The 25368-nt window shown below is 66.8% G+C and carries 21 protein-coding genes; 12 read left to right on the top strand and 9 right to left on the bottom strand.

Going from position 1 to position 25368, the window contains the following annotated elements; translation table 11 throughout:
- Positions 1-53: 53 nt before the first annotated feature.
- Together ligA and phhA are read left to right on the top strand one after the other, a co-directional pair.
- Entirely contained in the window at positions 54-2171 is a 2118-nt protein-coding gene (gene ligA, locus PBT88_RS11815; RefSeq protein WP_270075548.1) for an NAD-dependent DNA ligase LigA, read from the top strand.
- A 67-nt stretch (positions 2172-2238) separates the two neighbouring features.
- Positions 2239-3105, top strand: a complete 867-nt coding sequence (phhA, locus tag PBT88_RS11810; RefSeq protein ID WP_270075547.1) for a phenylalanine 4-monooxygenase — start codon at positions 2239-2241, stop codon at positions 3103-3105.
- Between the two features lie 33 nt (positions 3106-3138).
- Here phhA and PBT88_RS11805 read toward each other — a convergent pair whose 3' ends face one another.
- Positions 3139-3999 (bottom strand): LysR family transcriptional regulator, encoded by an 861-nt coding sequence (locus PBT88_RS11805; RefSeq protein ID WP_270075546.1) that lies wholly within the window; start codon positions 3997-3999, stop codon positions 3139-3141.
- Between the two features lie 100 nt (positions 4000-4099).
- Between PBT88_RS11805 and PBT88_RS11800 the strand changes: the two genes are divergently transcribed.
- From PBT88_RS11800 to PBT88_RS11765, 8 genes are all read left to right on the top strand, one after another.
- On the top strand, positions 4100-5113 hold the full coding sequence (locus PBT88_RS11800; RefSeq protein ID WP_270075545.1) for a bile acid:sodium symporter family protein: 1014 nt from the start codon (positions 4100-4102) through the stop codon (positions 5111-5113).
- A gap of 76 nt (positions 5114-5189) precedes the next feature.
- Entirely contained in the window at positions 5190-8762 is a 3573-nt protein-coding gene (dnaE, locus tag PBT88_RS11795) for a DNA polymerase III subunit alpha (RefSeq protein WP_270075544.1), read from the top strand.
- Positions 8759-9082, top strand: a complete 324-nt coding sequence (locus PBT88_RS11790) for a DUF962 domain-containing protein (protein ID WP_270075543.1) — start codon at positions 8759-8761, stop codon at positions 9080-9082. Before dnaE ends, PBT88_RS11790 begins: the two co-directional genes overlap by 4 nt.
- A 93-nt stretch (positions 9083-9175) precedes the next feature.
- On the top strand, positions 9176-9343 hold the full coding sequence (locus PBT88_RS11785) for a hypothetical protein (RefSeq protein ID WP_270075542.1): 168 nt from the start codon (positions 9176-9178) through the stop codon (positions 9341-9343).
- A gap of 70 nt (positions 9344-9413) precedes the next feature.
- A complete protein-coding gene (locus tag PBT88_RS11780) occupies positions 9414-10160 on the top strand; it encodes an NAD-dependent deacylase (protein WP_270075541.1) in 747 nt (248 codons plus the stop codon).
- Between the two features lie 168 nt (positions 10161-10328).
- On the top strand, positions 10329-13244 hold the full coding sequence (locus PBT88_RS11775; protein WP_270075540.1) for a TonB-dependent receptor: 2916 nt from the start codon (positions 10329-10331) through the stop codon (positions 13242-13244).
- Positions 13244-14752, top strand: a complete 1509-nt coding sequence (locus tag PBT88_RS11770) for a glucoamylase family protein (RefSeq protein WP_270075539.1) — start codon at positions 13244-13246, stop codon at positions 14750-14752. Before PBT88_RS11775 ends, PBT88_RS11770 begins: the two co-directional genes overlap by 1 nt.
- 20 nt (positions 14753-14772) lie before the next feature.
- A complete protein-coding gene (locus PBT88_RS11765; RefSeq protein ID WP_407696562.1) occupies positions 14773-17022 on the top strand; it encodes a glycoside hydrolase family 3 N-terminal domain-containing protein in 2250 nt (749 codons plus the stop codon).
- On the opposite strand, the gene PBT88_RS11760 is transcribed toward PBT88_RS11765, so the two are convergent.
- From PBT88_RS11760 to PBT88_RS11750, 3 genes are all read right to left on the bottom strand, one after another.
- Positions 17019-17903: a diacylglycerol/lipid kinase family protein gene (locus PBT88_RS11760; RefSeq protein ID WP_270075538.1), complete on the bottom strand. Its 885-nt coding sequence runs from the start codon at positions 17901-17903 to the stop codon at positions 17019-17021. The genes PBT88_RS11765 and PBT88_RS11760 overlap by 4 nt on opposite strands.
- A 91-nt stretch (positions 17904-17994) precedes the next feature.
- Positions 17995-18147 carry a hypothetical protein gene (locus tag PBT88_RS11755; RefSeq protein ID WP_270075537.1) on the bottom strand — a complete coding sequence of 51 codons (153 nt, stop codon included), beginning with the start codon at positions 18145-18147 and terminating at the stop codon, positions 17995-17997.
- A gap of 117 nt (positions 18148-18264) precedes the next feature.
- Positions 18265-18636 (bottom strand): heme-binding protein, encoded by a 372-nt coding sequence (locus PBT88_RS11750; RefSeq protein ID WP_270075536.1) that lies wholly within the window; start codon positions 18634-18636, stop codon positions 18265-18267.
- Positions 18637-18660: 24 nt separating this feature from the next.
- Here PBT88_RS11750 and PBT88_RS11745 point away from each other — a divergent pair, with 24 nt between their 5' ends.
- Positions 18661-19014, top strand: a complete 354-nt coding sequence (locus tag PBT88_RS11745) for a hypothetical protein (RefSeq protein WP_270075535.1) — start codon at positions 18661-18663, stop codon at positions 19012-19014.
- A 260-nt stretch (positions 19015-19274) separates the two neighbouring features.
- On the opposite strand, the gene PBT88_RS11740 is transcribed toward PBT88_RS11745, so the two are convergent.
- Positions 19275-21311 (bottom strand): M13 family metallopeptidase, encoded by a 2037-nt coding sequence (locus PBT88_RS11740; protein ID WP_270075534.1) that lies wholly within the window; start codon positions 21309-21311, stop codon positions 19275-19277.
- Positions 21312-21412: 101 nt separating this feature from the next.
- On the bottom strand, positions 21413-22171 hold the full coding sequence (locus tag PBT88_RS11735) for an SDR family NAD(P)-dependent oxidoreductase (RefSeq protein ID WP_270075533.1): 759 nt from the start codon (positions 22169-22171) through the stop codon (positions 21413-21415).
- A 100-nt stretch (positions 22172-22271) separates the two neighbouring features.
- Here PBT88_RS11735 and PBT88_RS11730 point away from each other — a divergent pair, with 100 nt between their 5' ends.
- Positions 22272-23168 carry a LysR family transcriptional regulator gene (locus PBT88_RS11730; RefSeq protein ID WP_270075532.1) on the top strand — a complete coding sequence of 299 codons (897 nt, stop codon included), beginning with the start codon at positions 22272-22274 and terminating at the stop codon, positions 23166-23168.
- 17 nt (positions 23169-23185) lie between these two features.
- Here PBT88_RS11730 and PBT88_RS11725 read toward each other — a convergent pair whose 3' ends face one another.
- From PBT88_RS11725 to PBT88_RS11715, 3 genes are read right to left on the bottom strand one after another with little or no spacing between them, the layout of a single operon-like run.
- Entirely contained in the window at positions 23186-24427 is a 1242-nt protein-coding gene (locus PBT88_RS11725) for an MFS transporter (RefSeq protein WP_270075531.1), read from the bottom strand.
- A complete protein-coding gene (locus tag PBT88_RS11720) occupies positions 24424-24753 on the bottom strand; it encodes a hypothetical protein (protein WP_270075530.1) in 330 nt (109 codons plus the stop codon). The genes PBT88_RS11725 and PBT88_RS11720 overlap by 4 nt, the downstream gene beginning before the upstream one ends.
- 7 nt (positions 24754-24760) lie before the next feature.
- Positions 24761-25318 (bottom strand): isochorismatase family protein, encoded by a 558-nt coding sequence (locus PBT88_RS11715; protein ID WP_270075529.1) that lies wholly within the window; start codon positions 25316-25318, stop codon positions 24761-24763.
- Between the last annotated feature and the right edge of the window lie 50 nt (positions 25319-25368).

Here is a 25368-nt window from a genome sequence, read left to right as displayed (position 1 = left end):
TGGCCGCCCCCTTCGCTCTGGCGATGGCCGCCTGCATTTGGCAAAAGCGCGCCATGATCGCCCAGACCGAAATGCAGGCCGCCGAGCGCCTCGCCCTCCTCGCCGCCGAGATCGCGCGGCATAACCGCCTTTATCACGATCAGGACGCGCCGGAGATTTCGGACGCCGACTATGATGCGTTGATGCGCGAGAATGCCGCGCTGGAGGCCGCATTTCCGAATCTGGTGCGGACCGATTCGCCCGCCACGCTGGTCGGCGCCAGCCCGAATGGCGGCCACCTCGCCAAGATCGCCCATGCCAGGCCGATGCTCAGCCTCGACAATGGGTTCGCGGAGGAGGACATCACCGAATTTGTCAGCCGGGTCCGTCGGTTTCTGGCATTGCCCGACGATGCCGAGGTGGCGCTGACCGCCGAGCCCAAGATCGATGGCCTGTCCTGCTCGCTGCGCTATGTCGACGGACGGCTGGAGCAGGCGGCGACGCGCGGCGACGGCAGCATCGGCGAGGATGTCACCGCCAATGTCCGCACGATCCAGGAAATTCCGCAGGTGCTGGACGGCGATCCGCCGGCCATCTTCGAAGTGCGTGGCGAGGTCTATATGGCCAAGGCCGATTTCGCCGCGCTCAACGCGAAGCTGGCCGGCGAACGGGTGTTCGCCAACCCGCGCAACGCCGCGGCGGGATCGCTGCGGCAGAAAGACCCCGCGATCACCCGTTCGCGGCCGCTGCGCTTTCTCGCCCATGGCTGGGGAGAGGTCTCGTCCGTTCCGGCGGCGACGCAGATGGGGGTGATGGAGGCGATCCGGGGCTTCGGCCTGCCGGTTTCGGCGCAGCTTGTCCGCTGCGCCTCTGCCGCCGAAGCCCTGCAGCATTATCGCAGCATCGAGGCGCAGCGCGCCGATCTGCCCTTCGACATCGATGGCGTGGTCTATAAGGTCGACAGGCTCGACTGGCAGCAGCGGCTGGGCCAGGTGGCGCGGGCACCGCGCTGGGCGATCGCGCATAAATTCCCGGCCGAGCAGGCGCAGACGACATTGCTGCGCATCGATATCCAGGTTGGCCGCACCGGCGCGATCACCCCGGTCGCGCGGCTGGAGCCGGTGACGGTCGGGGGCGTCGTTGTCACCAACGCGACGCTCCACAACGCCGACGAGATCGAGCGGCTCGGCGCGCGACCGGGCGACCGGGTGGTGCTGCAACGCGCCGGCGACGTCATCCCGCAGATCGTCGCGGTGCTGACCCGCGATGCGGCGCCCGATCCGGCTTACGAGCCCTTCGTCTTCCCGCGCACATGCCCCGAATGCGGGTCGGCGGTGGAGCGCGAGGAGGGCGGTGTCATCTTCCGCTGTACCGGCGGACTGATCTGCCCGGCGCAGCGGGTCGAGCGGCTGATCCACTTCGCCTCGCGCCATGCCTTCGATATCCGCGGATTGGGCCTGGTCCGCGTCGAAGAATTCTTCCGGGACGGGCTGATCGTCTCCCCCGCCGACATCTTTCGGTTGCGGAGCAAGCGCGAGACGCTGATCGCCCGCGAGCGGCTGGCCGATGTCTCGGTCGACAATTTGCTCGAGGCGATCGAGGCCAAGCGCCGCATCCCGCTCGATCGCTTCCTGTTCGCGCTGGGTATCCGCCATGTCGGCGAGGTGACGGCGCGCGAGCTGGCGCGGCGCTATGGAAGCTTCGCCGGCTTCATGGCGATGATCGAGTCCGCGCTGGCGGTACGCGCGGCGATGGCGCCGGTGATCGGCGAGACCGACCGCAAGTTCGAGATCCGCCGAGCCAAGGAACTGGTCGCATCCGTCGCCACCCGCGAGATCGGGCCGGAAGTGGCCGAGGCGCTGCTCGATTTTTTCGCCGAGCCACATAATCGGGAGGTCGTCGCCGATCTCGCCGCCGAACTGACCATCGAAGACCTTGTCCATGAGACGCTGGTTTCGGAGGTTTCGGGCCAGACGGTGGTGTTCACCGGCAAGCTGCTCACCATGTCGCGCGACGAGGCCAAGGCACAGGCGGAGCGGCTGGGCGCCAAGGCGGCCGGCTCTGTGTCCAAGGCGACCGATCTCGTCGTGGTCGGCGCGGACGCGGGCTCCAAGCTCAAGAAGGCGCAGGAACTCGGCATCCGGGTGGCGACCGAGGAGGAATGGGCGGCGATCGTCGCGGCGGCGGGCTGATCGCCCGGCGATGGCGGCGTGACTCAAGTCCTCTGGCAATATCCGTAACAGATGTTACCTTCTCGCCATGGCTGATCATGTACTCGACCGCCCGCCCGAAGGCGCCGCCGCCGACTGGACCATCGCGCAGGACTGGTCGGCCTATAGCGCGGCGGACCACGAGACCTGGGATATCCTGTTCGCGCGCCAGCAGCAGCAATTGCCCGGCCGCGCGGCGAAGGCATTTCTGCGCGGGTTGGAGGTGCTGCGTCTCTCGAAGCCCGGTATCCCGGACTTCGCCGAACTGAACGACCGGCTCCATGCCGCGACCGGCTGGCAGGTGGTGGCGGTGCCGGGGCTGGTGCCGGACGAGGTATTCTTCGATCATCTCGCCCATCGCCGCTTCGTCGCCGGCAACTTCATCCGCCGCCGCGACCAGCTCGATTATCTGCAGGAGCCGGATGTCTTCCACGATGTATTCGGCCATGTGCCGATGCTCGCCGATCCGGTGTTCGCCGATTACATGCAGGCTTATGGCGAGGGCGGGTTGCGGTCGCTGGGCTTCGGCGCGCTCGATAAGCTGGCCCGGCTCTACTGGTATACGGTCGAGTTCGGGCTGGTGCGCGAGGAAGGCGGCATCCGCCTGTTCGGATCGGGCATCGTCTCCAGCCACGGCGAAAGCCGCTTCGCGCTCGACGATCCGAGCCCCCATCGGGTGGCGTTCGATCTCGAACGGGTGATGCGGACCCGCTATCGGATCGACGACTATCAGCAGGTCTATTTCGTCATCGACAGTTTCGAGGATCTGCTCCGCCAGACGATCGAGACGGATTTCGCGCCGCTTTACGGGCGGCTGGCGGCGTTACCGGATCTCGGCCCGGCCGATCTGCTGCCGGGAGACGTGCTGATCACCCGCGGTACCCAGACCTATGCCAGCGAACGTGCCGGGGGCTGATCCGGGCATAGTGCGACAGGGCTGACCTGGTGATCAGCGCGTGCCCGCGGCCCAGTGCAGGATTGCGCCGATCAAGGCGTCGGCGACCGGATGCCCCGCGCCCGGGCCAAGCACGGTGAATTCGACGTCGGGCAGAGCGGGCAAGGCGCGATCCGCGGCGATGGCCACGAGCCCGGCGGGCATCAGCCGCGCCGAGTGCGGCATGATGCCGATGCCCGCCCGCGCCGCCGCCGTCAGCCCGGTCAGGCTGGCGCTGGTGAACGCCACCCGCCAGCGCCGCGCCGCCGCCTCCAGCGCCTTCAGGGCGAGCGCGCGGGTGACGCTGGGCGGCGGGTAGAGCAGCAGCGGTAGCGGGGCCTCGGGATCGACGCGGAACTCGGAATGGCCGACCCAGCGGATCGGTTCCCGCCACGCGGTCATGCCACGCCGATCGCCGGCCTTTCGCTTGACGAGGATGACGTCGAGCGATCCGCTGTCGAACATCTCGTAGAGATTGTGGCTGAGCCCGGCGCTGAGTTCGAGATCGACTTCGGGATGGCGTCTGGCGAAGGAGGCGAGCACGTCGGGCAGCGCCGACAGCACGAAATCCTCGGATGCGCCGATCCGCAGCCGGCCTCGAAGGGGCGTGTCGGACAGACTCTGTTCGAGCCGGGCATGGGCGTCGAGGATCTTGCGGGCATGATCGAGGAGCCGATCGCCCTCGACGGTCAACGCCATGCGATGGGTGTCGCGGTCGATCAGCCGGCGTCCGGCGAGCCCCTCCAGCCGCCCGATCTGCTGGCTGATCGTCGATTGGCGCAGGCCGAGCTGTCGGGCCGCTCCCGTAAAGCTGCCAGCCTCGATCACGGCCACGAAACTTCGCAGCAGGTCAGCCGGGATGAGCATATTTGTCATGACGGTCATCATGCTAGGTGATGACTGTTATCCTGGCTATCGGAATTGTCTATCTCGTGCCGGCCGCCTAGCTCAGGGCCCTACCGGCAAGGAGGCCGCCATGTCCGCTATCCAGACGATCCGCTCGCGACTGCGTCTCGATCCCTATCTGCTGCTGCTGATCGCCACGGTCGCGCTGGCGGCGATCCTGCCTGCACGCGGCGCGTCCGCCGGTGTGGTGGATATCGGCGTCAATCTCGCGGTTGCGGCGCTGTTCCTGCTCTATGGCGCACGGCTGAAACCGGAAGCGATCTGGGCGGGGCTCGGGCATTGGCGGTTGCAGGCACTGATCTTCGCCAGCACCTACATCCTCTTCCCGGTCATCGGCGTAATCGTCACGCTGCTGCTGCGCGGGCATCTGCCGCAGGACATCCTGACCGGGTTGCTGTTCCTGTGCCTGCTGCCCTCGACGGTGCAATCCTCGATCGCCTTCACGTCGATCGCGCGCGGCAATGTGCCGGGGGCGCTGTGCAGCGCATCGCTGTCCAACATGCTCGGCGTGATCCTGACGCCCATTCTGGTATCGCAATTGCTGCCGGCCGCCAGCGGCGGTTTCTCGCTCAAGGCGCTGGAGGATATCGCCCTCCAGATCCTGCTGCCCTTCGTGGTCGGGCAGGCCGTGCGCCCGTGGATCGGGGGCTGGCTGCTCCAGCACCCGCTGCTGACCTCGGTGGTGGATCGCGGATCGGTGCTGGTGGTCGTCTACGCGGCGTTCAGCGCCGGCATGGTGGCAGGGATATGGCACCAGCTTTCGCCGGCGAGCATCGGCGTCGTGCTGCTGATCGATCTCGCCATGCTCGCGCTGGTGATCGTGACGACCACTCGCGTCAGCCGCTGGGCTGGATTTTCGACCGAGGACGAGATCGCGATCGTGTTCTGCGGATCGAAGAAGAGCATGGCCGGAGGCATCCCGATGGCCGCGATCCTGTTTCCGGGGCACGCCATCGGGCTGATTGTGCTGCCGCTGATGCTGTTCCACCAGGCCCAATTGTTCGTCTGTGCGACGCTGGCCCGGCGCTATGCGGAGCGTGCGGCAACGAGGCGGCCCGCGGCAGAGCTGGCGAGGGCGGCCTGATCCTGCCTTGCCCTTTGCTGTGGATAATCGCGCCTGAGGGTTGGACCGACTCGGCGAAGCACCACATAGTCCCGCGATGATCACCCCCTTCGTCCCGCTGCGCGTCTTCACCGCCTACACGATGCTGGAAGGCGCGATCGATCCGAAGGTGCTGGCCAAGCAGGCGAAGAAGCTCGGCTTTCCCGCCGCCGCGATCTGTGACCGCAACGGGCTTTATGCGGCGATGGCCTTCTCGGGCGCGGCCAAGGGCGAGGGCGTGCAGCCGATCGTCGGCACCCTGCTGGCGGTGGCGCGGCCTGCGGAGTGCGGCGGGGCCGAGCCCGGCAAACCGCCGGTGATCGACTGGCTGCCGCTCTACGCGCAGGATGCGACCGGCTACGACAATCTCTGCGCGCTGGTGTCGGCGGCGCATCTCGATCGGCCGATCGAGGATGACGCGCATGTTCCCTTCCAGGCGCTGGAGGGGCGCACCGAAGGGCTGATCGCGCTGACCGGTGCCGGCGAGGGCGCGCTGGCGCGGTTGCTGGCCGAGGGGCAGGATGCCCATGCCGGGCTCTATGCCGATCGGCTGGCGGCGCTGTTCGGCGATCGGCTCTATGTCGAGCTCGCCCGGCGCGGCGATGCGATCGAGGAGCGCGCCGAGGAGCCGCTGGTCGCGCTCGCCTATGCCCGTGACTGGCCGCTGGTCGCGACCAACCCCGCCTGCTTCGTCGAGGCCAGCTTCCACGAGGCGCATGATGCCATGCTGTGCATCGCGGACTCCGCCTATGTCGACAGCGACGATCGCCGTCGCTCCTCGCCCGATGCGTGGATGAAGCCGGCGGACGACATGGCGCGGATGTTCGAGGATCTGCCGGAGGCGATCCTCAACACCGCGGTCGTCGCCCAGCGCACGGCGTTCGCGGCACCCAAGCGCAAGCCGATCCTGCCCAGCCTCGCCGGCGATCGCGAAGGCGAGGCGGCGATGCTGCGCGCCGACGCCCATGCCGGGCTGGTGGACCGGCTGCGTTTCGCGGACGAGGCGCTGGCGGAAGCATCGGTGGCCGAGGTCGAGGAGAAATATCCGGATTATTTCAAGCGGCTGGCGTTCGAGACCGAGATCATCATCGGGATGGGCTTCCCCGGCTACTTCCTGATCGTCGCCGACTTCATCAAATGGGCCAAGGATCACGACATCCCGGTCGGCCCCGGCCGTGGATCGGGCGCCGGCTCGGTGGTCGCCTGGGCGCTGACTATCACCGATCTCGATCCGCTGCGGCTGGGGCTGCTGTTCGAGCGCTTCCTCAACCCCGAGCGCGTGTCGATGCCCGACTTCGACATCGATTTCTGCGAAACCCGTCGCGGCGAGGTGATCCGCTACGTCCAGCAGAAATATGGCCGCGACCAGGTCGCGCAGATCATCACCTTCGGGCGGCTGAAGGCGCGCGCGGTGCTCAAGGATACCGGCCGCGTCCTCCAGATGAGCTATGGCCAGGTCGATCGGCTCGCCAAGCTGGTGCCCAACCACCCGACCGATCCGTGGACGCTGGAGCGCTCGCTCAACGGCGTCGCCGAACTGGTCAACGAATATGAGCGCGAGCCCGAGGTGAAGCGGCTGCTCGATCTCGCCAAGCAGTTGGAGGGCTTCCCACGCCACTCCTCCACCCACGCCGCCGGCGTGGTGATCGGCGATCGCCCGCTCGACCAGCTGGTGCCGCTCTATCGCGATCCGCGATCGGACATGCCGGTCACCCAGTTCGACATGAAGCATGTCGAGGATGCCGGCCTCGTCAAGTTCGACTTTCTCGGCCTCAAGACGCTGTCGGTGCTGCACAAGGCGGTGCAGATGCTGGCCAAGCGCGGGATCAGCGTCGACATGTCCAAGCTCGCCTGGGACGATCCCAAGGTGTTCGAGCTGCTGATGAGCGGCAACACCGTCGGCGTGTTCCAGCTGGAATCGGAGGGGATGCGACGCACGCTGTCCGCCGTCCGCCCGGATTGCTTCGAGGACATCATCGCGCTGGTCTCGCTCTATCGGCCCGGCCCGATGGACAACATCCCGATGTTCGGCGCGCGCAAGAATGGCCGCGAGGTGGTCGAATATCCCCATGCGCTGCTCGAGCCGATCCTGTCGGAGACCTATGGGATCTTCGTCTATCAGGAACAGGTGATGCAGGCCGCGCAGATCCTCGCCGGCTATTCGCTCGGCGGCGCCGATCTGCTGCGCCGCGCGATGGGCAAGAAGATCAAGGCGGAGATGGACCAGCAGCGCGAGATCTTCGTGAAGGGTTGCGCCGAGCACAACCAGATCCCGGCGCAGAAGGCCAATGAGCTGTTCGACTTGATCGACAAGTTCGCCGGCTACGGCTTCAACAAGTCGCACGCTGCCGCCTACGCATTGGTCGCCTACCAGACGGCGTGGCTGAAGGCGCACCACAAGCCCGAATTCTTCGCCGCCTCGATGTGCTTCGACATGGCGCAGACCGACAAGCTCTCGATCTTCGCCGAGGATATGCGGCGGATGGAGGTGGCCTGCCTGCCGCCCTCGATCAACCACAGCGAGGCCGAATTCTCGGTCGAGGTCGGCGCCGACGAGGTGCTGTCGGTGCGCTATGCGTTGGGCGCGCTCAAGGGCGTCGGCGAGCGGGCGATGGAGGAATTGTGCGTCGAGCGGGCCAAGAGCGGGCCGTATAAGTCGCTCGAGGATTTCGCCGATCGCATCGATCCGCGGCTGCTCAATCAGCGCCAGCTGGAAAGCTTGGCGGCGGGCGGCGCGTTCGAGACGCTCGGCCTCGATCGCGCGACCGTGCAGGCCGGTGCCGAGACCATCCTCGCCCACGCCAAGGCGGCGCATGACGCGCGCATCAGCGGGCAGGGCGGCCTGTTCGGCGGCGACGATATCGAGGTGCCGCCGATCCGCCTGCCGGCCGGCAAGAGCTGGTCGATGATCGAATCGATGGCGGCGGAGAAAGAGGCGTTCGGCTATTATTTCTCCTCGCACCCGACCGACAGCTACCGCCACCTCGCGCAGGCCCATGGCGCGCGCAGCTTCGCCGAATGGTGCGCGATGCCGGCGCCGCCCGAACAGGCGCCCGACGAGCGCGGCCGCCGCCCGCAGGCGCCCACGGCCACGATGTCGGCGTTGATCGAGGACGCCCGCTGGCGCACCTCGGCGCGGGGCCGGCGCTATTTGATGATCAACTGCTCGGATGCCTCCGGCCAGTTCATGGCGAGCTGCTTCGACGACGATGTGTCGGAAAGGATCGAGGAGGCGGCCAAGGCGGGTGGATGCGGGCTGCTGACGGTCGAGCTCGATCGCAAGCCGGGCGAGGAGACGCCGCGCGTCACCATCCGCAACATCCGCCCGTTCGAGGGCATGACGGTGGCCACGCGGCTGCGGCTGGACGTCACGGTCGATAGTGCCGAGGGCGTGGCGGCGCTGGCCCGGGCGCTCGCCGGCGCGCGCGAAGGCAAGGGCGAACTGCATATCATGGCGGCGCTGCCGGAGGGCGGACACGCCCATCTGCGGGTCGGCTACGACCATGTCTTCGATGCCGAGCTGGTCGCGCAGATCGAGCGGCTGCCAGGCATCGCCTCGGCCCGACTGGCGCCGATCGTGACCCCGGTGGGGGTCGATCGGCCTCGACCGAGACTGGTCGCGTCGCGGTGAAGAGCTTCGCGGAGTTCTGGCCCTTCTACCTCCGCGAACATGCAAAACCGGCGACGCGCGCGCTTCATTATGTCGGCACGACGCTGGTGATCCTGTGTTGTTTGGCCGGGATGATCACCGGGCACGCGCTGTTGTTCTGGCTGATGCCGGTGGCGGGCTATGGCTTCGCCTGGGTGGCGCACTTCGGCGTGGAGCGGAACCGGCCGGCGACCTTCCGGCATCCGCTCTGGTCGCTCGCGGCGGATTTCGTGATGTATGGCTGCTGGATCAGCGGCCGACTGGGCCGTGAACTGGCGCGGGCCGGCGTGCCGGAGCGCTGAACGACGGTTCGATCGAAACAGCCCTAAAACTTCCCGCGCGCCCGTCGTTAACCAGATCGAGGCCGCCGGATTGGTGGCAGGGGATCGCACGACATGACCACCACCGCGCATTGGCTGCATCTGAGGCTGGGGCTGCCGCTCGTCGAGATCGAGGCGGAGGCCGGTCCCGCGCCGGAAGCGCATTGCGAGGACGCCGACATCATCGCGCTCCAGAAGGCCTTCGCCGCGGCGCCGCTGGCGGTGGAGTTCATGGCACGCTGATCGAAGTCCGACGCGCTCCATCGCCCGTTCCTCAATAGCGATCCCCGGTCATAAGGATTATGATGGCGGGATGCGCGATATCCAGAACATCGTCATCCTGACCGGGGCGGGCGTGTCGGCGGAGTCCGGCGTGCCGACCTTCCGTACCCATGGCGCGGTGAGCTATTGGGAATATCTCGATGCCGACGGGGTGCTCCAGAAGCGCGCGGTCGAGGAGATCTGCACGCTCGAGGCGCTGGCGATCGATCGCGCGCTGGTTCTCGATTTCTACGACCAGCGCCGCCGCGGGCTCGCTTCTGTCGCGCCCAATGCGGCGCACAAGGCGCTGGCGTTCCTGGATGCGCACTGGCCGGGCGAGCTGCTGATCGTCACCCAGAATGTCGATGACCTGCACGAGCGGGCCGGCGCGAAGCGGATGCTGCACATGCATGGCGAGCTGCTGTCCTCGTTGTGCAGCGCCTGCGGTACGCGCGCCGCGTTCGCCGGTGCGATGAACGACGGTCCTCGCTGCGCGGCGTGCGGGCAGGATGAACTGCGCCCCGACATCGTCTTATTCGGCGAGATGCCCTATGGGATGGAACGTATCGAGGAGGCGATCATGGCTGTCGATCTGTTCGTCTCGATCGGCACCTCCGGCGCGGTCTATCCTGCGGCCGGTTTCGTCCAGGCCGCGCGCCATGCCGGCGCCGACACGCTGGAGCTCAACCTTGAGCCGTCCGCTGGCAGCGTCTATTTCCACGAAACCCGGCTGGGGACGGCGGGCGTGCTGGTTCCAGCCTGGGTCGATGACATTCTGGGTAGCGCAGCGTCGGCCTGACGGCGATTTTGCAACTTTAGTAGCAATTGAGCGTCGCGTGCGACGAATGGGCCATTAAATCCGCCATTTGGCGGAACAAAGCATCGCGCGAGCCGATTTCTCCCGAGCGCCGCCGTCAGGCGCCAAGACCATAAGGGCGATACGTCCGGTCGACAGGGGAGAATGCCGATGTCCTATACCGCTTCTCGCGCGCCGTGCGGCCGCGCCTCCATTCGTATCGTCCTGCTGGCATCCGCGATGGCCTGCGCCACACCGGGTTTGGCGCAGACCGTCACCGCCTCGATCCGCGGCACCGTGGCGCACGGGCCGAATGCGACGATCACCGCCGTCGACGTCAACAGCGGCGCCAGCAGAAGCGCGACCGCCAACGCGCAGGGCAGCTATGCGCTGCCCGGATTGCGGCCGGGCACCTATGAGATCACCTTCACCGCCGGCGCTGCGACGACCAGGCAGCAGGTGACGGTCGGTGTCGGCGAGAGTTCGACGCTGGATGTCGATGTCGCACCGCCCGTGGCGGCGGCGCTTTCGGGGCCGCAGATCGTCGTCACCGGCCGCCGGCTGGTCGAGACGCGTACCTCCGAGGTCGGCACCAACGTCACCACCCAGCAGATCCAGAACCTGCCGCAGGCAAGCCGCAACTTCCTCAACTTCGCGCAACTCGCGCCGGGCGTGCGGGTGAGCAACAATCCCAACCGCAAGACCTTCTCGGGATCGGGGGTCAGCCAGAGCCCGAACGGCGAGAGCCTGGGCGGGCCGCAGGTCAACGTCTTCATCGACGGCGTCAGCCTCAAGTCCGACATCCAGCAGGGCGGCATCGTCGGCGGCGACAGCTCCAAGGGCAATCCTTTCCCGCAGGCGGCGGTGCAGGAGTTCCGGGTCATCTCGTCCAACTACAAGGCCGAATATGAGGATGCCGGCACCACCGTGATCTCGGCGGTGACCAAGACCGGCGGCAACGAATTCCACGGCGAGGTCTTCGGCTTCGACCAGATCGACGCGCTGCGCTCCAAGGATTATTTCCAGAAGAAGAATGCGGCCGCCGGCGTCGCCGACGACGGCAAGTTCAGCCAGAAGCAATATGGCGCCTCGCTCGGCGGCCCGATCATCAAGGACCGGCTGCACTTCTTCGTCGCCTATGAAGGCAATGAGCAGAGGAATGTCGAGAGCGTCACGCTCGGCCAGCGCACGCCGGACAATCTTGCCCGCTTCGGTGACAAGGAGGGCAGCTTCACCAGCCCGTTCCGGGAGGATCTCGGCTTCGCCAAGCTGACGCTCGAAGCCACCGAGGCCGACACCATCGATCTCTCCGGCTCGATCCGCAAGGAGAAGGATACGCAGGGATTTGGCGGGCAGACCGCCTATGAGGCCGGATCGAACATCAAGAACACGGTCTATACCGGGCGCCTGCGCTGGCAGCACAACAAGGGCGATTTCCTCAACGAGGCCTCGGTCGACTATCTCTATTTCAAGTTCGATCCGACCCCGATCGAGCCCGACACGATCGGCCAGCAATATAATAATGCGATCCGCATCGGTGGCGCCTCGACCAGCCAGAAGGTGGTGCAGAAGGGCTTCACGCTGCGCGACAATGTCACGCTGTCCAATATCGATTTCCTGGGCGGCAACCATGTCGTCAAGTTCGGCGGCAAGGTCGCCTTCGTCGATTACACGGTGAACGATGCGGTCAACGCCAATCCGGTGTTCAACTATAACAACGACCCCTCGCAGAACGAGGATTTCACCCAGCCGTTCGAGGCGCTCTACGGGGTCGGCGATCCGACCGTCCATGCCAAGGACACCCAGGTCGGCCTGTTCGCGCAGGACGACTGGAAGGCGACCGACAAGGTGACCTTCAACATCGGCCTGCGCTGGGATTATGAGTCCAACGCCAAGAACAACAGCTATGTCACCCCGCCCGATGCGGTGGCGGCGCTCAATGCCCTGCAGACCACGCTGGCGGCGCAGGGCGGCGACTTCCGCGCGTCGGACTATATCTCGACCGGCAAGAACCGGAAGCCGTTCCTCGGGGCCTTCCAGCCGCGGGTCGGCGTGTCCTTCGATGCGTTCGGCGACCAGCGCACCGTCTTCTTCGCCGGCTGGGGCCGCTATTATGACCGCACCCTGTTCCGCAACGCCGCCGAGGAGCAGCTGCTGCGCCAATATACCTCGCGCAGTTTCGAGTTTTCCAAGGACGGCGCCGATCGCAACGGACAGCACACCATCCAGTGGAATGACAGCTATATGAGCAAGGATGCGCTCGACCAGTTGATCGCCAGCAGCAACGCGCCGGCCGGCGAGCTGCGCATCATCCGCAACGACGTGAAGCCGCCGCGCACCGATCAGTTCAGCATCGGCGTCCGCCAGAAGATCGGGCGGATGCTCAACGCCTCAATCAGCTACAACCATGTCTCGGCGCAGGATCAGATCGGCTATTATCCGGTCAACCGATCGGTGAATCCCAATGCGACCGGCTTCTACGATTTCATCCCGGTGACCGGCTTCGCCAACGTCGTCGCGATGACGCAGGCGCGCGCCAGCAAATATGACGGGATGTACCTGACGATCGACAAACCGTTCACCAAGGCCTCGCCTTGGTCGATCAACATCGCCTACACGCTCTCCTTCTCCAAGGAACGGGGCTATGATTTCAATTTCGATCACCCCGATGTGGCGGCGCAACCCTATCTGCCCAACGCCGGCGACGAGCGGCATCGCGTGGTCGTATCGGGCATGGCGCAGCTGCCGCTCGATTTCCAGATCTCCACGCTGATGGTATTCGGCTCCGGGCAACCCTATCAGGTGATCGACACCCGCAATGGCACCGGCGCCGGCGTGGTGATCGCCAATACGGGCCGCACGAAGGATTTCAGGCAGGTGGACGTCCGGTTGACCAAGGATATTCACCTGTTCGGCCACGATCGGACAGATTTCCAGCTGATCGCGGAATTGTTCAATGTTTTCAACAGGGCTAACTTTGGTGGCTATGATGGCTACTCGCCGACCACGAACGCCAGTTTCGGTACGCCGAACGATCTTTCTGGCCCGCCGCGGACCTTTCAGTTCGGTGCGCGTTTCACCTTCTGATGGATGATATCAAGAACGAGAGCGGCCTGATCGGCCGGCGGGTGCTGATGGGCGCCGGGCTGGCCGGGCTGGCGGGATGCAGCAGCGTGAAGTTCCAGTCGCCGATCGAGATACGATCTCCGATCGCATCTGCTTCGGGATCCGCCTCGTCGGGCCTGCCGCCCCTGGAGATGACGCCCCAGATGGAGGCGTTTCTCGATGACGTGCAACTGCGCACCTTCGCCTATTTCTGGTGGACGACGGAACCCAAGCGGGGCCTCGCGCCGGATCGCTTTCCGTCCGGGGACTTTGCCAGCATCGCGGCGATGGGCTTCGCGCTCACCGCCTTCGTGATCGGGGTGGAGCGGGGCTATGTGCCGCGCGCGCAGGCGGCGGCGCGCACGGTGGCGATGCTGCGCTTCCTGGCCGGTGCCGAGCAGGGCGCCAAGCCGGAGGGGATGACCGGCTATCAGGGCTTCTTCTATCATTTCCTCGGCATGAAGGACGGCGTGCGGTTCGGCGGGTCGGAGATCTCGACCGTCGATACCGCCCTGCTGATGGCCGGCGTGCTGCTCGCCCAGACCTATTACGACCAACCGCAGGAAAAGGAGATCCGCGACCTCGCGGACAAGCTCTACACCCGGATCGACTGGCGCTGGGCGATGACCCGCGCCCCCGTCGTGGCGCTGGGCTGGACGCCGGAGAGCGAGTTCATCCCCTATGACTGGGTGGCCTATAACGAAGGGATGCTGGTCTATATCCTGGCGCTCGGCGCGCCGATCTACGGCCTGCCCAAGGATAGCTGGGACGCATGGAGCAAGCGACTGGCGACCTTCTGGACCGACAGCGGCGATCTGTCGATGCTCCGCTTCCCGCCGATGTTCGGCCATCAATACAGCCACATCTGGATCGATTTTCGCAAGATCCAGGATGATTTCATGCGCACCAAGGGGCTCGATTATTTCGAGAATAGCCGCCGCGCGACGATCGCCCAGCGCAATTACGCGCTGGCCAATCCGATGGGCTGGCGCGGCTATGCCGCCGATCAGTTCGGCCTCACCGCCTGCGATGGCCCGGCCGACGTCACGCTCGATATCGCGGGCGAGCAGCGTGCCTTCCACAGCTATGCGGCGCGCGGCGTCGGGGCGATCGACGACGGCACGATCGCGCCGACCGCGGCCGGCGGTTCGATCGCGTTCGCGCCCGAAATCTGCATTCCGGCGCTGATGGGAATGCGCCAGCGCTACGGCGACGATCTCTATGGCACCTATGGCTTCTTCGACGCTTTCAACCTGACCTTCCAGGATCAGAAGACCAAGATCGATACGGGCAAGCTGGTGCCCGGCAAGGGCTGGTTCGACAATGTCTATCTCGGCATCGACCAGGGGCCGATCCTGGCGATGATCGAGAATTACCGCACCGGCCTGATCTGGAAGATCATGAGCCGCAATCCCTACATCAAGGCCGGGCTGGACAAGGCCGGGTTCAAGGGAGGCTGGCTCGATCCTTCGGCAGAGAAGGGGGCGTGAGCGGTATCGGGCGCAGGGCGATGCTGGCCGGCGCGGGCACCCTGGTGGTGGCGGGGCGACCGGCGGTCGGCTTCGCACTCGGCCCGGCGGGCAAGGCGACACCTGCGTTCATCGATGCTCTGATCGACCGGATGACGATTGAGGAGAAGGCCGGCCAGCTTTCGATCATGGCGTCGGCGATCGGCGGAACGGCGGCGACCGCGCTCAATCCGGCGGGCAGCAATCCGAATGTCCGGGGGCAGCTGGCGGATGCGCGTGCCGGTCGTGTCTCGTCGGTCTTCAACGGGCGCGGATCGGACTGGCATCGCCAGCTCCAGCAGGAGGCGGTGAAAAGCCGGCTCGGCATTCCGATGTTCTTTGCCGCCGATGTGATCCACGGCTTCCGCACGATCTTCCCGGTGCCGCTCGGCGAGGCGGCGAGCTTCGACCCCGAGCTGGCCCGGCGTACCGCGCGCGCGGCGGCGGTGGAGGCATCGGCGGCCGGCATCGATCTCACCTTCGCGCCGATGGTGGATATTGCGCGCGACCAGCGCTGGGGCCGAGGCGTGGAATCGGCGGGGGAGGACGTGCTGGTCGGCACCCGCTTCGCCGCCGCGCGGGTCGAGGGCTTCCAGGGTGACGACGTGGCTCGCGACGATGCGGTCGGCGCCTGCGCCAAGCATTTCGCCGCTTATGGCGCGGGCGAGGGCGGCATGGAATATAACAGCGTCGATATCTCGGAACACACGCTGCGCGAGACCTATTTTCCCCCCTTCCAGTCCGCGCTCGGTGCGGGCGTGGTCAGCGTCATGGCGTCGTTCAACGAGGTCAACGGCGTGCCGGCCACCGCCAATCACTGGCTGATGTCGGACGTGCTGCGCGGCAAATGGGATTTCCGGGGGCTCGTCGTCTCCGACTATACCGCCGACGAGGAGCTGGTCGCCGCGGGCTACGCCAAGGATGGCCGCGACGCCGCGAAGAAAGCGATCCTGGCCGGCGTCGACATGAGCATGGAGAGCGGCCTCTACCTCAAGCACCTGCCCGATCTGGTGAAGAGCGGCGACGTGTCGATGGCGCGGGTGGACGAGGCGGTGCGGCGCGTGCTGGCGCTCAAGGCGCGGCTGGGCCTGTTCGACGATCCCTTCCGCCGCCTCGGCCCCGGTCGCGAGCAGGCGCGGGTGCTAACCCCGGTGACGCGCGATCTCGCCCGCGAAGCGGCGCAGCGTTCGGTGGTCCTGCTGAAGAATGACGGCGGCCTGCTGCCCCTGAAGGCCGACGGCGCCGAGAAGATCGCGCTGATCGGCCCCTTCGCATCCGGCCAGCATGATCTGATCGGGCCGTGGAACGTCTATGGCGACGATCGTCAGGCGATCGACCTCGCGACCGGGATGCGCGCGGCGATGCGCGATCCGGAGCGGCTGAGCGTCGCCCCCGGATCGGATATCGAGACGCCGATCCCCGGCGGCATCGCGGCGGCGGTGGCGGCGGCGCGAGCGGCCGACATCGTGGTGCTGGCGATCGGCGAAGGCCAGCAGATGTCGGGCGAATCGCAGTCGCGCACCGCCATCGTGGTGCCGGAGCCGCAGATGCGATTGGCAGAGGCGGTGGCGGCGCTCGGCAAGCCGATGATCGTGTTGATCAAGAACGGCCGGGCGCTGGCGCTTGAGGGTGCGGTGCTGGCCGCGCCGGCGATCCTGGTGACATGGTTTCTGGGCAGCGAGACCGGCCATGCGCTCGCCGATATCCTGTTCGGCGTCGCCCGTCCTTCGGGCCGGCTGCCGGTCAGCTTCCCCTATGAAAGCGGGCAGGAACCGCTGCATTATGATCACAAGCCGACCGGGCGGCCCGCCCCGCCGGGGCCGCAGCAGGCCTATAAGGCGCAGTACCGCACCGCGCCCGACGGCGCACGCTTCCCGTTCGGGCACGGGCTGACCTACGGCAAGATCGACTATGCCGGGCTCGACATGGGCGGCGGCAGGCTTGCGGGGAACGAGGGGCTCACGGTCTCGGCGCGCATCCGCAACAGCGGCGATCGCGCCGCGGACGAACTGGTGCAGCTCTACGTCCATGCCCGCGTCGCCACCATCACCCAGCCGGTGCGCCGCCTGCTCGACTGGCAGCGTGTGGCGGTCGCACCGGGCGGATCGAGCGAGGTCCGGTTCACCATCCGCCGCGCGATGCTCGGCCATCTGGGGCCGGATCTGAAGCCCGTGGTGGAGCCCGGCACCTTCGATCTGTGGATCGCGCCCTCTGCCGAAACCGGGCTCAAGGGCAGCTTCGAACTCGTCTAGGCGAAGCGAAGCGGCTGCGCCATGATCTCGAAACGGGCGGGCAGGGTCGTGGCGATATCCCCGTCCGCCTGAACGGCGAGCGGCACGGCCGATGTCGCGGTCAGGGCGGTGCAGGCGAAGGCGGTGACGCCCGGCATGGTTTCGATCGGGCGATGCAGGGCGAGCCGGCACCAGAAACGCGCCATATCGATGCGCCGCGCCGTCGCGAGCGCCACGACGCGGATGTCCGGGCGCTGGAGGCTGGCCTCGGCCGACAGGCGCCAACGGCCGGCGAAATAGCGCCCCTTGGCGACGTAGAAGGCCTCGCAATCGATCGTCCGGCGGCCTGCGGCGGGGGCGTCCACCGCGAGCCGGATCGGGGTACGCGGCCAGCGGATCAGCAGCGGCAACAGCGCGACGGCATAGGCGAAACGCCCGATCCACCGTTTCAACCCGGACGATACGCGCTCAACGGCCCATGCCTCCGGCCCGACATTGGCACACGCCAGGAACAGGGTGTCGTTGACCGCCACGCCATAATGGGTGCGGATATCATCGCCGCCGAGGACGCGCGCGGCGATGGCCTCCGGGGCGCCGTCCTGCCCGGTTTCCAGCATCAGCAGATTGACCGTGCCGGTGGGGCAGATGCTGATCGTCGGATCGAGCCCGGCGCGATGGAGTGCCTCGACGACTTGTCGAACGGTGCCGTCGCCGCCGGCCACGCAGACATGATCGGCTTCGGGGTTCACCGTCACACCGTCACGGCCGGTGGCGGACAGGCGGACGTCCGCGCCACGCTCGGCAAAGGCTGCCCGCAACGCATCGATCCGGTCGGCCGCATAGCCACCGGAAGCAGGATTATAGACGATATCGACGATCGGCTGGCGCATCGTCCCTTTCACGGCAGCCGGGATGGCTGGCGGACGGGTAGCAGGGCGCGGCGGCGATGCGAAGGGGGCGGAACGGCTTGTCGCGCGCGCTCCGGCGTTGACCTCAGGCGCTGAACAGCGGACCCAGCAAGGCGCCGATCTGATCGCCGTGCGTCATCGCGACATAGCGGCCGGCCAGCACCATCAGCATGATCAGCGCGAAATCCGCACCGACCAGCCCGCTGCGATCCCGATAGAATGTGGCGATCCTGCGCATGGCCTGTCTCCTCCGTCCGGGGATCAGCCATGCGCCGCAAAGGGTTAACGTCGCGTTAGCCGACGCAGTTGGGCCGCCGCAATGGAAGGGATCGCTGCGACGGCCGCACGCCGCGGGTCAGTGATTCCAGGTCGCGATCGTCGCCCGGACGACCTTCTCGTCGATGGCGCCATCCGCCGTGCTGATCGCGAGCGATCCGATCACCGAACCTTCCGCACGCAGCGGAACGCCGCCCGGATTGGGCGACAGGTGCGGCACCACCAGCGTCGTCATATCGCCCTTTTTCAGGGCTTCGTAGTCGCCGTTGGTATCCTTCTCGAACAGCGCGGCCGATTTGGCTTTGGCCAATGCCGCAGACAGGCAGTTCGGATAGGCGCTGGCCTGCCGCTCGACATACAGAGGAAGGCCGTCGGGATCCGCGATGACGATGCAACCGGTGCTCTGTGCCTTCACCAGTTCCGCGCGCGCCACGCTGGCGAGCTTGAGCACGTCGGCATCCTCGAGGACGGGCCTGTGAGTGACCGCCTGGGCGGCCGACGTGAAGGCAAGGCCGCCGAGCGCGGCAAAAGCGAGAAATCGTCCAACGGATCGATGGCGCATGGATTGGCTTCCTTCTTGGAGTCTGACGTCAATGCGGGCGCGACGGAAACGAACATCGCCCAGGGCTGGCGCTGCACGCGGGCCAAAGATTGGCCGAATGCGGCTGCGGATGTGGGCCTCTCCGGTCGGGCATTCTGTCTCGCGCCGCGCGGCGTGCTTCATGCCAGCGGGGTTTCGGGCATGCAATCATGCAACCCGTCATGGGCGGCGATGCCGGCCGGCCCGGCCCGACCGACCCGTTTCAAAAGCCCCCGAAAATGGGGCTGATCCGGTGATGGGTACGGTCCTTTCCGGTTTGGGCAACAAAGCCTTCCGAAGATGCGAAAGGTCCGGTGCCGGCTATTCCGGAGAAGCGGGACGCATTGCAGTCGGGTCGGTTCGGCGCGCCGGTCCAGGACGGTATCTATGAAACAACCCCGGTCTGCGGCATGCAGTCAGGGTCATGCCCGCTACCCGTTTTGCCCGGCATTGCGATATGCCCTGTCGGACGAGCACAGGGGCCGCTTTCGTCCGACAGGGCGCAAGGTTCAGTTCACCCAGATATGGACGCGCTGATCGGGCGGCAGGTAGAGCTTGTCGCCGGGCTTGACGTCGAACGCCTTGTACCAGGGATCGAAATTGCGGACGATGCCGTTGACGCGATATTCGGCCGGGCTGTGCTCGTTGGTGAGCAGTTGCTGGCGCATCGAATCCTCGCGCTGCTTGGTCTGCCACGAGTAGCTGTAGGCGATCAGGAAGCGCTGGTCGGCGGTGTAGCCGCCCTTCACGCCGGGATCGCCATGTTCGGCCACATAGCGCCGCCACGCCCCCCACGCCATTTCCAGCCCGCCGAGATCGCCGACATTCTCGCCCATCGTCAGCTCGCCCTTGATGTGGACGCCGGGCACCGGCTCATAGCCGTCGAACTGCTTGCCGAGCATGCTGGTCCGCACCTTGAACTTGTCGGCGGACGTCTTGGTCCACCAGTCGCGGACCTTGCCGGTGGCATCGAACTGGCGGCCCTGATCGTCGAAGCCATGGCCCATTTCGTGGCCGATGGTGGCGCCGATCGCGCCGTAATTGACCGCCGGATCGGCGTTGGGATCGAAATAGGGCGCCTGGAGGATCGCGGCGGGGAAGGTGATCTGGTTGACCGTCGGATCATAATAAGCGTTCACCGTCTGCGGCGTCATGTCCCACAGGCTCCGGTCGACCGGCTTGGGGTAGCGCGCGAGCAGCAGGTTCCACTCGAACCTCTCGGATCGCATCGCATTGCCGAGCAGATCGCCCGGCGACAGGGTGAGGGCGCTATAATCGATATATTTCACCGGATGGCCGGTGCGCGGATCGAAGGTGGCGAGCTTTTCCAGCGCCTGCTTGCGGGTGGCGTCGTCCATCCAGGCGAGGTGCTGGAGCTCGTCGCCATAAGCGGCCCGCAGATTGGCGATCAGTTCGCCCATCTGGCGATCGCTTTCGGGCGGATAATAGCGATCGACATAGATTTTGCCGACCGCCTCGCCGAGCATCCCGTTGACGAGACGCACGCCGCGCTTCCAGCGCGCCCGCTGCTGGGGCTGGCCGCTCAGCGTCTTGCCGAAGAAATCGAAATGCGCGTCGTCGAACGCCTTGGGCAGATATTGCGCGTGATCGCTGATGAAGTGGAAGGCGAGATAGTCCTTCCAGGTCTGGAGCGGGGTCGAGGCGAGCAGCGTGCCGGCGGTCTGCACGGCGGTGGGCTCGCCGACGATCACCTCGGTGGCGGAGATGCCGGAGGTCTTGAGGAATTGCGGCCAGTCGAACTGCGGCGCCAGTGCCTGGAGCTTGGCGACCGTCATCGGGTTGTTGGTCTGCTGGATGTCGCGCTCGCGCTCGGGCGTCCATTGCGAGGTCGCCATCGCGGTTTCGAGCGCGATGATCCGATCGGCCCGCGCCGGTGCGTCGCTGAAGCCCGCGAGGGTCAGCAGCGTGATCGCATAAGCGCGATAGGCGGCGCGGAAGCCGTCATATTTCTCACCCTTGAGCAGATAATAGTCCCGGCCCGGCATGCCGAGGCCGGCCTGGCCGACATAGACGCCGTAGCGGCCGGGGCGATTGACGTCGGCGAAGATGCTGATCCCGGTCGGGCCGGCATAGCCGGTCTCGGCGGTCAACATCGCCAGCGCGTGGCTGTCCTTGAGCGCGGCGATGCGGGCGAGATAGGGCTTGAGCGGCGCAGTGCCGGCCTTCTCGATCGCCGCCTCGTCCATCCAGCTGGCGTAGAGATCGCCAATCTGCTTCTCGGCGGCGGAGACCGGCTTGGCCTCGCCCTCCTCGGCGATGGCGCGGACCTGCTGCTCGGCCTCGTCGGCCAGCACGACGTCGATCCCCGCCGAGGTGCGATCGGGCGCGATCGTCGTGCTGTCGAGCCAGTGGCCGTTGGCGTAGCGATAGAAATCGTCGCCCGGCTTCACGCCGGTGTCCATGTCCGACAGGCGGATGCCCCATGGCGTGAATTTGGGAGCCGCCGTCTGCGCCGCCAGCGGCGTCGCCAAGGCGACGGGAGACAGGGTGAGGCAGGTGACGGCGAGCAGGGCCGAACGGCGCATTCGATTGACCTTCCACGAAGAACGGATGGTCGCAGGCTAGGCCGCCGTTCGGCCTCTTGGCAATGTCTTATCTGGGCAACACGCCGGCCGGGCGTGGTCGCCTAGATGGCCTGGCCGCCAGACACCTCGATCCGCTGCGCGTTCACCCAGCGATGATCCTCCGACAACAGCGATGCGATCATCGGGCCGATATCGTCGGGAAGGCCGGGGCGGCCGAGGGCGGTGGCTTCGGCGATGTGGCGGCTCACATCGGGATTGTCGCGCACCATACCGCCGGAAAAGTCGGTCTGGATGGCGCCGGGCGCGACCGTGTTGACGGCGATGCGGCGAGGCCCGAGTTCCTTGGCCATATAGCGGGTCATCACCTCCACCGCGCCCTTCATCGCCCCATAAGCGATGCGGCCCGGATAGATGATGCGGGTCAGGCCCGAGGAAATGTTCACGATCCGGCCGCCATCCGCGATCAGCGGCAGCAGCGTCTGGGTGAGAAAGAACGGGCCTTTGACGTGGACGCGATAGGCCGCATCGAAATCCTCCTCGGTGACATCGCCGAGCAAACCGCTGTGCGACGTGCCCGCCATGTTGACCAGATAGTCGAACCGCTCCGCGCCCAGCGTGCCGAGTGCCTGCCGGACGGCATCGGCAAAAGCGGGAAAGCTGGCGGTATCGCCGGTATCGAGCCGGATCGCGATCGCCTTGGCGCCTGCCGCTTCGACGGCTGCGACCACCTCGTCGGCGGCGGCGCGGTTGCTGTTGTAGGTCAGGATCGACGCGACCCCGCGCCGGGCGAGCGCCTCCACGGTCGAGCGGCCGAGGCCACGGCTGCCGCCGGTGACGAGCGCGATGGGATATGATGGCATGATAACCTCCGTTCGGTGAGGAGGCTGATCTAGCGTTCCTCGCCGGGATGATTAGAGGGCTGTTTCTGCCAGCATTGTTTTGCAGGATGGAATAATCGCCATGGATCGACTCGCCACCCTCGCGCTTTTCATCCGCATCGTCGATCGGGGCAGCTTCAGCGCGGCGGCGGCGGATTGCGGCGTCTCGCGCCCGGTGGCGACCGGCGCGATCAAGGCGCTGGAACAGCGGCTCGGCACCCGGCTGCTGCAACGCTCGACCCGCCATGTCCAGCCGACGGTCGAGGGCGAGGCCTATTATCATCGTTGCGTCGCGATCCTGGCCGATCTCGAGGATGCCGATCGGGGGAGCAATGGCGCGGTCGCCGGGCTGGTCCGCGTCGATGTCGCCGGCTACCTCGCCCGCACGATGCTGCTGCCCGCGCTCCCCGCCTTGCTGGCGCGGCATCCGGCCCTGACCGTCCATCTCGGCGAGGGGGAAAGGTTCGTCGATCTGGTCCGCGAGGGGGTGGATTGCGTCGTGCGGGCCGGTGCGCTGCCCGATAGCGACATGGTCGTGCGGCGGCTCGGCGAGATGAAGGAGATCACCGTCGCCAGCCCGCGCTATCTCGCCGACCATGGCGTGCCGGCGACGCCGGACGATCTCGACGGGCATGTCATGATCGGTTTCGTTTCCTCACGCACCGGTCAGACGCTGCCGCTGGAGTTCACGCGCGACGGGGAGGTGATCGAGGTGGCGCTGCCGAGCCGCGTGCTGGTGAACGGCGCCGACAGCAGCGCGACGGCGGCCCGGCTCGGACTGGGGCTCGTCCAGGCGCCGGCTTATCGCTTCGCCGACGATCTGGCGAGCGGGGCGCTCATCGAGATACTGGCCGATTTCCTACCGACGCCGACGCCGGTCTCGGTGCTCTACCCGAGCAATCGCCAGCTTTCCCCGCGCGTCCGTGTCTTCGTCGATTGGCTGGTGGAGACGATCGCGCCGCACTTCGAGTCTGGCTGATCGGGCTGCCGCCGCCGCTAGGTCTGCCGGGCGGGCGTCCGGTGGCGGCCGACACCCTTGGTGAGCGCGTAGACGGCCACGGCGGCGGCGGCGAAGCCCGATGCGGCGCCGACACCGAGCGCCCAGCGCGGGCCGAGATGATCGGCGACCCAACCGACGATCGGCGCCCCGATCGGCGCGCCGCCGAGCGCGACGCTGACCCGCAGCGCCATCACCCGGCCACGCATCGCCGGCTCGGTGGAAAGCTGCATCAGGCTGTTGGTGCTGTTGGTGAAGATCAGCGCGGCGACGCCGATGATCACCAGGGCCGCGGCGAACGACCAATATTCGGGGGCGAGGGCCGCCAACGTGCAGCCGATCCCGAACAGGCAGGCGGCGCCCAGCAGCGATTCGAAGCGGGGCCTGTCCCGTCTGGCATTGAACAGCGCGCCGCTTACCGTGCCGATCGCCATCGCCGACGACAGCAGGCCATAACCGCGCGCATCCGCGTGAAAGATGCGAACCGCCATGGTGGAGATGAAGATCGGGAAGTTGAGGCCGAAGGTGCCGACCACGAACAGCATGATCAGGATCGTCTGGAGATCGGGGCGGCCCCACACATAGCGGAAGCCCTCGGTGAAGCTGCCCTTGGTGCGGATCGCGCGCGGGTGCGGGTGAAGCTCGCCGGTGCGGAGCAGGGCGAGCGAGAGCAGCACGGCGACGAACGACGCGCCATTGAGCAGGAAGGACCAGCCGGTTCCGACCATCGCGATGATGAGGCCGGATATGGCCGGGCCGATCAGCCGGGCGGCGTTGAACGATGTCGAGTTGAGCGCCACGGCATTGGCGAGATCGCCGTCCCCGACCAGCTCCGCGATGAAGGTCTGGCGAACCGGCGCGTCGAATGCCGCGGCGGTGCCGAACAGGAAGGCGAAGACATAGACGTGCCAGAGCTGCACGACGCCGGTGACGGTGAGCAGCCCCAGCAGCAGCGCCAGCAACGCCATCGCCGACTGCGTGGCCATCATCAGCCGGCGTTGGTTGAAATGATCGGCGGCAAAGCCGGTCCACGGCAGGAACAGGAATTGCGGCCCGAACTGCAGCGCCATGACGATCCCGACGGCCGATGCGCTGTGATGGGTGAGGATCGTCAGCACCAGCCAGTCCTGCGCGGTGCGCTGCACCCATGTGCCGATGTTCGAGACGAAGCCGCCCGCCGCCCAGACCCGGTAATTATGGCTTCGGAGCGAACGGAAGGCGCCGGCCGCCGGTGCGCTCACAGCGGCTCCGGGGTGTTGCCGCCGTGGAAGCGGCCGAAATGGCGGGCGCAGAACAGGCCGAGCAGCAGCATGCCGAGCCCCAGCGCCGCCGCCTGCGACCCGTCGTGCAGATCGAAATCGCCGACGTGGCAGACCAGCAGATAGGCGAACAGCAGGTTGGCGAAGCCCCACGCCACGTTCACCGTCGACGACGACAGGCCTTCGCCACGTGGTCTGGCGAACGGGGTCTGAAAAGGCCGCCCCATCATGCCGCTCGCGACATGCGGGATGGCATTGGCCAGACACGCGCCGCCCAGGACATAGGAAAGCAGTGGGAACCACGCCATGTCCGGATCATCCTTGCAGCAGTGAGAGGATATCCGCGGTCGACCCTGTTTCGCCGAGCCTCGGGAAGATCTTCGCGATCGTATGGTCATGCGCGTCCGGCCGGCTATCGGTCATCGCGTCGAGGGCGAGCGTCACGTTGAAGCCGAGTTCATAGGCCTGGCGGGCCGTCGACTCCACGCCGGTCGCGGTCGCGACGCCGGTGACGACGACCTGGGTGACCCCGGCAGCCTTCAACTGGGTGTCCAGATCGGTGTTCGCGAAGGCGCCCCATGAGCGCTTGGTGACGACGATATCGCCGGGCTGCCGGTCCAGTTCGGGCAGGAGATCGGCAAAGTCATCGGGCAGCGGGCCGGCGAGGCGCCGGGGCTGCTCCGTTCGCCCCGGCGCGGTGCCGGCGACATTGACGAGGACGACCGGCCGGCCGGCAGCCCGGAAGGCGTCGGCGAGCGCGCGATTGCGGGCCAGGACGTCGGCGATCGGATGGATGAAGGGAAAGCCGGCAAGCCCCTTCTGGAGATCGACGATGACGAGAGCGGTGTCCGGATCGAGGGTGGTCAGCGGCATCGCTTATCCTTTCCACGTACAGCGGGAGTCCTGGCAGGGGGCGGACATGC

Source organism: Sphingomonas abietis (genome assembly GCF_027625475.1).
Taxonomy (GTDB): Bacteria; Pseudomonadota; Alphaproteobacteria; order Sphingomonadales; family Sphingomonadaceae; genus Solisphingomonas; species Solisphingomonas abietis.
This window is presented reverse-complemented; position numbering and strand designations above follow the sequence as displayed.